Genomic DNA, 11,766 nt, shown 5'->3' with positions numbered 1-11,766 from the left:
CTCAACGCTCCTTCAGCTTCATCGAGTTGTCGAAGACGTTCATCACGAAAGAGATCACCAGGCTGAGCGCCAGGTAGAACAGCCCCAGCAGCAGCATGCATTCCAGCGCGCGGCCGGTCTGGTTCAGGCTGATCCCGCCCAGCGTCGCGCGCACGTCGGCGTATCCCACGGCGATCGCCAGCGACGAGTTCTTCGTCAGGTTCAGGTACTGCGAGGTCAGGGGCGGGATGATGACCCGCATCGCCTGCGGCAGGATGATCAGGCTCATCGTGCGGTTGGCCCGCATGCCCAGCGCCTCCGCGGCCTCGCTTTGCCCCTTGGCGACGGAGAGGATGCCGGCGCGGACGATCTCGGTGATGAAGGCCCCGGTGTAGAGCGACAGCGCCAGCCACAGCGCCACCAGCGGGTTCGAGATCTGCAGCCCCCCGCTGAAGTTGAAGCCGCCCAGCTCGGGGTAGTCCAGCCCGACGGGGCGGCCCAGCAGGAAATAGAACAGGATCACCGGCACGAAGGCGATGGCGATTGCCGGCCAGACCAGCGGCAGCAAGCGCCCGGTGTCGAACAGAAGCTTCTTGGCGTAGCGGCGGTAGGCGAAGGCCCCGATCAGCGACAGCACGAAGATCGCGACGAGGATACCGCTGTTCGCGCCCCAGACGGGTCCGGGGATGTAGACGCCGCGGTTGGTGATCGCCACCGCGTCGAAGACCATGTAGGCCTGTGCCACGCCCGCGTCGTCGACCCGGAAATCGCGCGGTGTCGGCGTGGCTTCGGTCATCACCGCGTAGATCAGCACGATCCACAGCAGGAGCGGCACGTTGCGGAAGCCTTCGACGTAGACCGCCATCAGGCGGCTCACCAGCCAGTTTTTCGACAGCCGCAACACACCGGCCAGGACGCCGATGATCGTCGCCAGCACGATGCCCATGAAGGCCACCAGCAGCGTGTTCAGGATCCCGACGTAGGCGGCCGTCAGATGGCTGCTGGCCGAGGTGTAGCCCGTCACCGCGGTGCCGAAGCCCGACCCGATGTCGTAGCCCGCGCGCTGGTTCAGGAAGCTGAAGTTCGGCTCCTGCCCCAGATTGGCGAGGTTCACCATCAGGTTGCTGCCAAGCTGCCAGATCGCGACGACGACGAGCACGAAGGTGACGACCTGGATCGTCAGCGACCGGTAGCGGGTGTCGTAGATCAGCTGCCTTGGGTGGAAACCGCCCTTCGGGCTGTCCGTGATGGATGTCATGGCCGGGACTCCGGTTCGGGTGCTGACACTTGGACTACGGCCCGGTGGCCCGTAGTCCAAGAATCGGCACAGACTGAGAAGAGGAATTGCGGCGAACAGGCGAAAGGCCCGGCACAACGCCGGGCCTTTGCCTCATTTCTTAGCGGAAGGGGGGCGCGTAGAGCAGGCCGCCGTCGGTCCACTGGGCGTTCAAACCCCGTGCGAGGCCGATCGGCGTGTTCTCACCGATGTTGCGCTCGAAGATCTCGCCGTAGTTGCCGCCGGCGGAGATCGCGTTGACCGCCCAGTCGTTGTCCAGGCCGATCATCGCGCCCAGCTCACCCTCGGTGCCCAGGATGCGGTTCACTTCGGGGTTGTTGGTGGCCTCTGCCGCCATGTCCGAGATGTTGGCCGAGGTGATGCCCAGCTCTTCGGCCGCGATCAGCGCGTTGAGGACCCACATCGTCAGATCGCCCCACTCGTTGTCGCCGTGACGGACCAGCGGGCCCAGCGGCTCCTTCGAGATGATCTCGGGCAGCAGGACGTGATCGCCCGGGTTCTCGAACGTGGCGCGCGTGGCGGCAAGGCCCGAGGCGTCCGTCGTGTAGACGTCGCAGGCACCGGCCAGGTACTGCTGCTGCGCTTCGGCGTTGGTCTGGATCGGAACCGGCTCGTAGCTGATGTTGTTGGCGCGGAAGTAATCCGCGAGGTTCAGCTCGGTCGTGGTGCCGGTCTGGATGCAGACCGTGGCCCCGTCGAGTTCCTTGGCGGAGGTCACGCCCAGTTCGGTCGGGACCATGAAGCCCTGGCCGTCGTAGTAGTTCACGCCGATGAAGTCGAAGCCCAGGTCGGTGTCGCGCGACATCGTCCAGGTGGTGTTGCGGGCCAGCAGGTCGATCTCGCCCGAGGACAGCGCGGTGAAGCGGGTCTCGCCGGTGGTGGGGACGAATTCGACGGCGTTCTTGTCACCGAAGATCGCGGCGGCGACGGCACGGCAGACATCGACGTCGAAGCCTTCCCACACGCCGTTGGCGTCGGGGGCCGCGAAACCGGTCAGACCCGTGGTCACGCCGCAGTTAAGGTTGCCGCGCGACTGCACGTCGGCGAGCGTCTGGGCGCCTGCGGCTGCGGCGACAAGGCCGGCAGCGGTCAGCGTGCCAAGAAATACGGTCTTTTTCATGGATACCTCTTCCTGAGTTTCCGCCCCTCTTGCGGAGGCGGCCAATTATTCCCGGCGCAGGGCCGGTTGGGTGTCGGGGCATGACCCCAGCGGACACAGGTTGGGCGATTTGTTGCCGAGAGGTCAAGGGTTCTTGGGGCCCGGCAGACCTCACGATCGGGTTTGAGGCATCTGGCCCGGTTTGAAGGCAGTCCGGTAACGTGACGTCAGATCGTGCGCGACAGTGCGATGAACCGGGCAGCGTCGCGGAACGCCTGCTGCTTGATGGCCGCCACCTCCTCGGCCTCCTCGTCGCGGCCCCACTGACTGATCTGGAACGCCTCGTCGACGCGGCTCAGCGTCCAGGCGGCGTCGGGATCGAGCTTGCCCCGCTCGACCGCGAAAGCCAGCACGAGAGATCCCGAAAGCTGCACGAGGTCGTGGAACCCCGTCAGCTCCCACGGGTCCAGCGCATCGACCAGCGCGTGCAACTGGCGCAACGACGCCTCCGGCTGGTCCACGGGCATGATGCCCACGGTGACGCGCAAGGGTGCGTCCAGCGCCTGCCGCGACCATTCCAGCCAGGGATCCCAGGCCTCGGCCTGCTGGGTGACGAGCGCCTCTGGGGTATCCGCGCGGTAGCACAGAAGATCGCTCTCGCCGTAGGCCGCCAGCATTTCGGCCACCGCAGCGCGCTGCGGCGTCACCTTGTCGAGCGCGGAATTCGCGGCGCGGGTGGCGGGCATCGTGGTGGGGTCGATCCGGTCTTCCTGGGCCTGCCATTCGGCGGCGACCGCCTCGGCCAGGGCGCGTGTCGGCACGATCAGGGGGGTCTTGTAGGGCGTCTTGACCGCACGACCGTCGAGGTCGACGGCAAAGCCGCCATCGCGCGCGACGACCTCTGCCTTGGTCCAGAATCGCTTGGGCGCCCAGTCGTTCATCGGTCTTCCTCAGTCCGGCATGTTGAAGGGATCGACGGGCGCATGGGATTCGACCCAGCCCACGAAGTCCCAGGTGTGCTTCATGTGATCGGGCATCGGCGCCGTCAGGTGCAGGATGGCGCCCGTTTCGGGATGCTGGATCGTCAAGCTGCGCGCGTGCAGGTGCATCTTGCGCCCGATCTCGGCCCCCATGCCGGCGCCCCATCCGTCGCCCAGGTTCTCCTGGCTCGATCCACCGTACTTGCCGTCGCCGATGATGGGATGCCCCATCTCGGCCATGTGGGCGCGCAGCTGGTGCGTGCGCCCGGTGATCGGCACCAGCGCCACCCAGGCCGCCCGCGTCGCGAGGCTGTCGAGCACCGCGTAATCGGTCGTCGCGCGCTTGGCCCCCTCGGTGCTGTCCACATCGCGCGGGTGGACGCAGTGCATCCGCTCGCCCTCGCCGCCGCGCCCGTGGCCGCCTGCCTTCACCAGCCCGTATTTGATCGTGCCCGCCCGCGGCTGCGGCACGCCCGCGACCGCCGCCCAGTAGATCTTGCGCGTCTCGCGGTGCTTGAGATTCTCGGTCAGCGCCTTGGCCATGGTCCGCGTCCGCGCCAGCAGCAACACGCCGGAGGTATCGCGGTCCAGCCGATGCACGAGGCGCGGTTTCTCGTCGTAGCCGAAGGTCAGCGCCTCGGCCATGCCGTCCACGTGGCGCGTGGTCTTCGACCCGCCCTGGGTCGCCAGCCCAGCGGGCTTGTTGATCGCGATGATATGGTCGTCGCGGTAGATCACGCAGGACTGGATCAGCTTGGCGTCGGCCTTGGTCACGCCCTGCTTGAGCATCGAACGCTCGGCCTCGACCTGCTCCTCGCTGGGCAGCGGCGGGATGCGGATCACCTGACCGACCTCAAGCCGGGTCGCGGTCTTCACCCGGCCGCCGTCGACGCGGATCTCGCCCTTGCGGCACATCTTCTCGATCCGGCCCTGCGTCAGATGCGGAAACAAGCGCCGCAGGTAGCGGTCGACCCGCTGGTCGCCGTCGTCGGGTCCGATCGTCCGGGTCTGCACGCCGCTCATATCATCGTCCTTGCCAAAACCAGCCCCGCCAGCAGCGCGAGCACGCCCAGGACCACGCTGGCCCCGGTATAGAGCGCGGCCTGCCCCACGGCCCCGCCTTCGATCATCCGCACCGTATCCAGTGAGAACGCCGAGAAGGTCGTGAACCCGCCCAACACCCCCGTCATCAAGAAAGGCGCCGCCCGTGTGCCCGACCGGTCCGCCAGCACCACGACCACCACGCCCATGGCGAAGGACCCCAGGACGTTCACCGTGAAGGTCCCCCAAGGCCAGCCCGGCCCGAAAAGCCGCAGCGTGGCGACCCCGGTGAGCCACCGCAGGGTGGCCCCCAGCGCGCCGCCCAGGGCCACGGAAAGTCCGGTCCAGATCATCGCGCGTCTGTGGCCGATGCAGGACCCCGTGTCAATTCGAGCGCCCCTTGTCCTGACCTTGCCGCTTGGCCCGCAGTCCCGCGAAATAATCCAGCCGCTTCTTCAGATCCCGCTCGAACCCGCGATCGACGGGCTGGTAGTAGCTGCCCCGCTTCATCGTGTCGGGAAAGTAGTTCTGGCCTGAAAATCCGTCCTGGGCATCATGGTCGTAGGCGTAGCCCGCGCCGAATCCTTGCTCTTTCATCAGCGTCGTCGGCGCGTTGAGGATATGCGCGGGCGGCGGTTCGGACCCGCTCTTCTTGGCCGCCACCATCGCCGCCTTGAAGGCCGCGTAGCCCGCGTTCGATTTGGGCGCGAGTGCCAGGTAGGTCACCGCCTGCCCCAGCGCCAACTCGCCCTCGGGGCTGCCCAACCGCTCGTAGGTCTCCCAGGCTTGCAGGCAGACGGCCTGCGCCTGCGGGTCGGCCAGCCCGATATCCTCGACCGCCATCCGCACGATCCGCCGGGCGAGGTAACGCGGATCCTCGCCCCCCGTCAGCATCCGCGCCAACCAGTAAAGCGCCGCATCGGGGTCGGAGCCGCGCACCGATTTGTGCAGGGCCGAGATCAGGTTGTAATGCTCGTCGCCAGACTTGTCGTATTTCGTGGCCCGCTTCATCAGCCGCGAGGTCAGCGTCTCGACCCCCAGGGCGGTGTCGGTCTTCCAGGCCGCCACCTGCTCGATGAGGTTGAGAAGCGACCGCCCGTCCCCGTCGGCCATATTGATGAGCGCCGCCCGGGCGGAGGCGTCGAGCGGCAGGGGCCTGCCCAATTCTTGCTCGGCACGCTTGGCAAGGCTCTCGAGGTCCGCCTCCTCGAGGCGGGTCAGGATCAGCACCTGCGCGCGGGACAGGACGGCGGCGTTCAGCTCGAAGCTGGGGTTCTCCGTCGTTGCGCCGACCAGCAGGATGGTGCCGTCCTCCATGTGCGGCAGGAAGCTGTCCTGCTGGGCCTTGTTGAAGCGGTGGATCTCGTCGACGAACAACAAGGTCCCCTGCCCGTTGCGGCGGCGCAGCTTCGCGGCCTCGAAGACCTTGCGCAGTTCCGGCACGCCGGTGAAGATCGCGCTGATCTGGACGAAGTGCAGGTCGGTCTCATCCGCGAGCAGCCGCGCGATGGTCGTCTTGCCCACCCCCGGCGGCCCCCAGAACACCAGGCTGGAGAGCGCGCCCGACTCCAGCATCGCCCCCAGCGGGGCCTCGGGTCCAAGCACCTGGCGCTGACCGATGACCTCGGACAGCGCACGCGGCCGCAACCGGTCCGCCAGGGGACGCGGGCCGGAGGAGGGTTCGGGTGCGGGGTCGTCGCCGAAGAGGTCTGCCATAAGCCCCAGATAGACCCGGTCCCGCCGCTTGGCAAAGTGTCAGTGACATCTCGCCCGGCGCCCCGCCCGGATTGGCCGGCCCGTCGCATCCCGATGCATTCATCCGCGTGCCGTCAATACGACCCCCGGCAGGGACGGCGTCGCAGAGATGGCGATCGGAACGAAGACCCGTGGCAATCCGCCACCGCTCGAGGCCCCGATCCACCGCGTCCTAGAGCAGCTTCAGGTTGCGGGCGCGCTGGATCGCCTCGACCGTCGTCCGCGCCTTGAGACTGTTGCGCGCGGAGGCGAGCCGCGCCTTGAAGGCGGATTCCGAGATTCCCAGCTTGGCCGCCGCCGCCGTATGCCGGTCGCCCACCTCGACGAGGCGCAACGCCTCGATCTGCGCGTGGGTCAGGGAATCGGGCGGTTCAGCCAGCTTGTGCATCTTCGTGACGATGGCCGCGAACGGCTCGATTTCCGCGTCCGTGAATTCCCGGTCGGACCGCGCCGCCGAGGCGATGGTGCGCGACTTGATCGGCCCGACCGCCACGACGAAACCGTAGTGCAGCCCGAAGGTCGCGGCCTGGCCAAGGATATTGGCATGGTCGGGAATGTCGATTTCGGACCACCGCGACGTTCCGGTATTCCCGAAACCCCAGGCGATGACCGGATCGCGCAGCGCGAAGGCCTCCTCGCTGTAAAGGTCCGACCATTCCCGCGGGAAGTTGCAGTAATGCGTCAACGGCTGCACGAAGCGAAAATGAAGGGCATAGAACAAGCCGGCGGGCGCATACTTATGCAGCTGCCGAGCAAGATCGTCGATTTCGTTCTGCGCAGACATCGCGCCCCAACCCTTCCTCAAGAACAACCAAGGCGCAAAGTCCCGGTGATCGCGATAGCGCTGGGAAATTACTTTACTCATAACGAGATAAACAAACGGCCCGCCCTCAAAACAAGGGCGGGCCGCAAAAAACTTTTCGTGACGGTGCGCTTACGCGTCGGCTTGGTCTTCCTCGGCCAGGCGGGCCTTGTCGGCGGCACCCTTGGCATCGCGGTCGCGGTCGACCAGCTCGATGATGGCCATGGGGGCCATGTCGCCGTACCGGAAGCCGGCCTTCAGGACGCGGCAGTAGCCGCCCTGCCGCTCGGCGTAGCGCGGGCCCAGGACGTCGAAAAGCTTGGCGGTGTGCATCTCCTGCTTGAGCTGCGCGTTGGCCATCCGGCGGGCGTGCAGGTCGCCGCGCTTGCCCAGGGTGATCAGCTTGTCGATGACGCGCTTGAGTTCCTTGGCCTTGGGCAGGGTCGTCTTGATCTGCTCATGTTCGATGAGCGAGCCGGCCATGTTCGCGAACAGCGCCTTGCGGTGTTCATGGGTGCGGTTCAGGCGGCGGTATCCACGTGCGTGACGCATATTAAGTCTCCATTTCGTTTTATGATGGGCCCACGCTGCGGTGACGCAAGCTCCGTTTTTGGGGCACCATGCCCGGGTCGGCGGGTAGGGCGGGACGAATCCCGCCCTACAAAACTCAGAACTGGTCTTCGTACTTCTTGGCCAGGTCCTCGATGTTATCCGGCGGCCAGTCCTCGACGTCCATGCCAAGGTGCAGACCCATACCCGACAGCACTTCCTTGATCTCGTTCAGGGACTTGCGGCCGAAGTTCGGCGTGCGCAGCATCTCGGCCTCGGTCTTCTGGATCAGATCGCCGATGTAGACGATGTTGTCGTTCTTCAGGCAGTTGGCGGACCGCACCGAAAGCTCCAGCTCGTCGACTTTCTTGAGCAGCAGCGGGTTGAACTCCAGCCCGTCGTCGTCGCCACCGGCGTTGGCCGATTCCGGCTCGTCGAAGTTGACGAAGACCTGAAGCTGGTCCTGCAGGATGCGCGCGGCATAGGCCACGGCATCGTCAGGGGTCAGAGAGCCGTCGGTCTCGACCTTCATGGTCAGCTTGTCGTAGTCCAGCACCTGCCCCTCGCGGGTGGGCTGGACGTCATAGCTGACCTTCTTGACGGGCGAATAGATCGCGTCGATCGCGATCATGCCGATGGGCGCATCCTCGGGCTTGTTCTTGTCGGCGGCCACATAGCCTTTGCCGGTGTTGACCGTCAGTTCCATGTAAAGATCCGCACCATCGTCGAGGTGACAGATCACGTGATCCTTGTTCAGTATCTCGATCCCCGCGGTTTCCGAGATGTCGCCGGCGGTGACGATGCCCGGACCCTTCGCCTGGACGCTCAGGCGCTTGGGGCCCTCGACATCCATGCGGATCGCGACACCCTTGAGGTTCAGGACGATGTCGGTCACGTCCTCGCGGACCCCCGACACGGAAGAGAATTCGTGCAGCACGTTGTCGATCTGCACGGCCGTGATCGCGGCCCCCTGCAGCGACGACATCAGGATGCGGCGCAGCGCGTTCCCCAGGGTAAGGCCGAAGCCCCGCTCCAGCGGTTCGGCCGTCACGGTGGCGCGACGCGCGGGATCGTTGCCCGGCTTGACGTCCAGCTGCGACGGCTTGATCAGTTCAGCCCAGTTCTTGTGGATCATATGTCCCTCCATCCTTGCATGCCCCCATGTCCAAAGGAGCCTGCGCTCGAGGTTTCAAAACGGCGCAAGGGGGCCGTGCGGATGCACGGCCCCATTGACTGGATCTTGCTCAGACGCGGCGACGCTTCGGCGGGCGGCAGCCGTTGTGGGCCATCGGGGTCACGTCGCGGATCGAGGTGATGTTGAAGCCGACGGCGGCCAAGGCGCGCAGCGCGCTCTCACGGCCCGAACCGGGGCCCTGCACTTCGACCTCGATCGTCTTGACGCCGTGTTCCTGGGCCTTCCGGCCCGCATCCTCGGCGGCCATCTGGGCGGCGTAGGGCGTCGACTTGCGCGAGCCCTTGAAGCCCATGGTGCCGGCGGACGACCAGGAGATCGCGTTGCCCTGCACGTCCGAGATCAGGATCTTGGTGTTGTTGAACGAAGAATTCACATGCGCCACACCTGCGGCGATGTTCTTGGAGACTTTGCGCTTGCCGGCGCGACGGGTATCACGTGCCATGGGTGCGTCTCCTTATTTCTTCTTGCCGGCAATGGCCTTCGCGGGGCCTTTGCGCGTGCGTGCGTTGGTGTGGGTGCGCTGGCCGCGGACCGGCAGGTTCCGGCGGTGACGCAGGCCACGGTAGGAACCAAGGTCCATCAGGCGCTTGATGTTCATCTGCGTCTCGCGGCGCAGGTCGCCTTCGACGGTCAGGTTCTCGTCGATGTATTCGCGGACCTTCAGCACTTCCGCGTCGGACAGATCGTTCACGCGGCGCGTGGCGTCGATGCCGGTCGCTTCGCAGATCTTCTGGGCGGTGGTGTTGCCGATACCGGTGATGTAGGTGAGGGCGATGGGAACGCGCTTCCCGGAGGGGATGTTGACCCCAGCAATACGTGCCAAAACAGCAATCCTTTTCGTTGCGGGTCCGTGATGCCAGACCCTTTTTTCACAACGCAGGCCCGACCGGGGACCGGCGGGCCAGTGTCATATCAGGTGATCTACGCGCGTGCCTTGCAATATTGACCCGAACGCAGCGATTCCCTTGCGGGATACGGGTCTTTAGGGGGCGGACCGAATGCCGTCAACCCCCGGTTTACCCGGTGTTCAGGACAGCGCCTTCGCGATCGAGGCCGCGACCTCGTCCATCGACTGCAGCCCATCCACCCGGGCCAGATCGTCCTTGGCGTGGTAGTAGCCGACCAAAGGGCTGGTCTGCTTGTAATAGGCCAGAAGCCGGGTCTTGAGGCTTTCCTCGTTGTCGTCCGCGCGGCGCGTGAACTCGGCCTTCGCGCCGCAGCTGGTGCAGACACCGTCGGCGGGGATCGGCTTGGTGATGTCGTTGTAGACCGCGCCGCAGTTGGCACAGGTGCTGCGCGCGGTGATCCGCGCGACCAGCGCCTCGTCGTCGACTTCCATCAGGATGACCCGGTCGAGCGTCTGGCCAAGCTCGGCCAGCAGATCCCCCAGCGCGTCGGCCTGCGCCAGCGTGCGCGGGAAGCCGTCGAAGATATAGCCCTCGACCTCGTCGCCGGAGGTCAGCCGCTCGCGGATCAGGCCGATGACGATCTCGTCGGTGACGAGCTCTCCGCGGTCCATGACGTCTGCCACGCGCTTGCCCATCTCGGTGCCGGAGGTCCGGGCCGCCCGCAGCATGTCGCCGGTGCTGAGCTGGACCATGTTGCGGTCCTTCACCAGGCGCTGCGCCTGGGTTCCCTTGCCCGCCCCCGGCGGTCCCAAAAGTATGATGTTCATCGGCGCGCCGGCCCCCTCCGCTTGCTTCCACCGCGCTTGCCGCGCAGCTGCGATTTCTCGATCAGACCCTCGTACTGATGCGCGAGCAGATGGGACTGGATTTGCTGGATCGTGTCCATACCCACCGACACGATGATCAGGATCGAAGTGCCGCCGAAGTAGAAGGGAATCGCGAACTGGCTGCGGATGATCTCGGGCAGCAGAGCCACCAGGGCCAGGTAGCCGGAGCCGAGGACCAGGATGCGGTTCACCACGTAGTCAAGGTATTCCTTGGTGCGCTTGCCGGGGCGGATGCCGGGCACGAAGCCGTTCTGGTTCTTGAGGTTGTCGGCCACGTCCTCCGTCTTGAAGGCGACCTCGCGGGTGTAGAAGTAGGTGAAGAAGACGATCATGATCGTGAAGAACAGCAGGTAGAGCGGCTGTCCCGGACCGAAGTAGGCCAGCATGGTCGACATGATCGGGTTCGCGGTCCCGCCCGAGAAGGTGCTGATCGTCGTCGGCAGCAGCAGCAGGGCGCTGGCGAAGATCGCGGGGATCACGCCCGCGGGGTTCACCTTGATCGGCAGGTGGGACGAGGATCCGTCGTAGACCTTCATCCCCCGCTGCTGGCGCGGATACTGGATGTGGATCTTGCGCAGGGACCGCTCCATGAAGACGATGAAGGTCAGCACCGCGATCACCATGACGATCACGCCCACGATGACGAAGGGGCTGATCGCCCCTGACCGGCCCTGGCTCAGGAACTGCGCGAGGGCTGCGGGAACCTCGGCGATGATGCCCACGAAGATGATGAGCGAGATGCCGTTGCCGATGCCGCGGGCGGTGATCTGCTCGCCCAGCCACATCAGGAACATGGTGCCGCCGACGATCGTGATGACGCAGGACGCCACGAAGAAGAACCCGGGGTTGGCCGCAAGCCCCCCCGCCTCCAGCGATTTGGCCAGGCCATAGGCCTGCGCCGTCGCCAGCGCCACGGTGCCGTAGCGCGTGTACTGGTTCATCTTGCGACGCCCCTGCTCACCCTCCTTCTTGAGCTGCTTCAGCGGCTCCCACATGGACCCCAGAAGCTGCACGATGATCGAGGCCGAGATATAGGGCATGATCCCCAGCGCGAAGATCCCCATCCGCGCCAGCGCCCCGCCGGTGAACATCGACAGGATCCCGCCGAGACCGGCCGCCGCGTCGTCCATGAAGGCACGCAGCTGCACGCCGTCGATCCCCGGCACCGGGATGTAGGTGCCAAGGCGATAGACGCACAGAAGACCGATGGTGAAGAAGATGCGGCTGCGCAGCTCGGTCGCGCGTCCCAGCGCGCCCCAGCTCATGTTCGCTGCCATTTGTTCTGCTGCGGATGCCATTTGATACGGCCTCTTGGGATATGAAAAACGCCGCCA

At 65.8% G+C, this 11,766-nt stretch carries 13 protein-coding genes; all 13 read right to left on the bottom strand.

All coding sequences use genetic code 11. The features are described 5' to 3' along the window. Position 1: 1 nt before the first annotated feature. A complete protein-coding gene (locus EU805_RS03255; RefSeq protein WP_129762499.1) occupies positions 2-1,237 on the bottom strand; it encodes an amino acid ABC transporter permease in 1,236 nt (411 codons plus the stop codon). A 139-nt stretch (positions 1,238-1,376) separates the two neighbouring features. Further along, a complete protein-coding gene (locus EU805_RS03250; RefSeq protein ID WP_129762498.1) occupies positions 1,377-2,396 on the bottom strand; it encodes an amino acid ABC transporter substrate-binding protein in 1,020 nt (339 codons plus the stop codon). A 206-nt stretch (positions 2,397-2,602) separates the two neighbouring features. After that, the gene (locus tag EU805_RS03245; RefSeq protein WP_129762497.1) at positions 2,603-3,316 is read right to left on the bottom strand and encodes an ATP12 family chaperone protein; all 714 of its coding nucleotides are present in this window, start codon (positions 3,314-3,316) and stop codon (positions 2,603-2,605) included. Between the two features lie 9 nt (positions 3,317-3,325). Continuing rightward, positions 3,326-4,378 carry an RluA family pseudouridine synthase gene (locus EU805_RS03240; protein WP_129762496.1) on the bottom strand — a complete coding sequence of 351 codons (1,053 nt, stop codon included), beginning with the start codon at positions 4,376-4,378 and terminating at the stop codon, positions 3,326-3,328. Continuing rightward, complete coding sequence (gene crcB / locus EU805_RS03235; RefSeq protein ID WP_129762495.1) at positions 4,375-4,749, bottom strand: fluoride efflux transporter CrcB; 375 nt, start codon at positions 4,747-4,749, stop codon at positions 4,375-4,377. Before crcB ends, EU805_RS03240 begins: the two co-directional genes overlap by 4 nt. A 31-nt stretch (positions 4,750-4,780) precedes the next feature. Further along, complete coding sequence (locus EU805_RS03230; protein WP_129762494.1) at positions 4,781-6,112, bottom strand: replication-associated recombination protein A; 1,332 nt, start codon at positions 6,110-6,112, stop codon at positions 4,781-4,783. Between the two features lie 211 nt (positions 6,113-6,323). Continuing rightward, entirely contained in the window at positions 6,324-6,935 is a 612-nt protein-coding gene (locus EU805_RS03225) for an autoinducer binding domain-containing protein (RefSeq protein WP_129762493.1), read from the bottom strand. 150 nt (positions 6,936-7,085) lie between these two features. Next, positions 7,086-7,505 carry a 50S ribosomal protein L17 gene (rplQ, locus tag EU805_RS03220; protein ID WP_129762492.1) on the bottom strand — a complete coding sequence of 140 codons (420 nt, stop codon included), beginning with the start codon at positions 7,503-7,505 and terminating at the stop codon, positions 7,086-7,088. Positions 7,506-7,620: 115 nt separating this feature from the next. Further along, positions 7,621-8,637, bottom strand: coding sequence for a DNA-directed RNA polymerase subunit alpha (locus tag EU805_RS03215; RefSeq protein WP_165351871.1), 1,017 nt, complete (start codon positions 8,635-8,637; stop codon positions 7,621-7,623). Between the two features lie 109 nt (positions 8,638-8,746). Then, positions 8,747-9,139, bottom strand: coding sequence for a 30S ribosomal protein S11 (rpsK, locus tag EU805_RS03210; protein ID WP_129762490.1), 393 nt, complete (start codon positions 9,137-9,139; stop codon positions 8,747-8,749). Between the two features lie 12 nt (positions 9,140-9,151). Continuing rightward, on the bottom strand, positions 9,152-9,520 hold the full coding sequence (gene rpsM, locus EU805_RS03205; protein ID WP_129762489.1) for a 30S ribosomal protein S13: 369 nt from the start codon (positions 9,518-9,520) through the stop codon (positions 9,152-9,154). Positions 9,521-9,724: 204 nt separating this feature from the next. Further along, positions 9,725-10,372: an adenylate kinase gene (locus EU805_RS03200; protein ID WP_129762488.1), complete on the bottom strand. Its 648-nt coding sequence runs from the start codon at positions 10,370-10,372 to the stop codon at positions 9,725-9,727. Continuing rightward, positions 10,369-11,709, bottom strand: coding sequence for a preprotein translocase subunit SecY (gene secY / locus EU805_RS03195; protein ID WP_129762725.1), 1,341 nt, complete (start codon positions 11,707-11,709; stop codon positions 10,369-10,371). The genes EU805_RS03200 and secY overlap by 4 nt, the downstream gene beginning before the upstream one ends. Positions 11,710-11,766 lie beyond the last annotated feature (57 nt).

Source organism: Salipiger sp. IMCC34102, from assembly GCF_004145405.1.
Lineage (GTDB): Bacteria > Pseudomonadota > Alphaproteobacteria > Rhodobacterales > Rhodobacteraceae > Loktanella.
The sequence above is the reverse complement of the archived record's forward strand: the minus strand, read 5'-3'. Positions and strand labels throughout refer to the sequence as shown.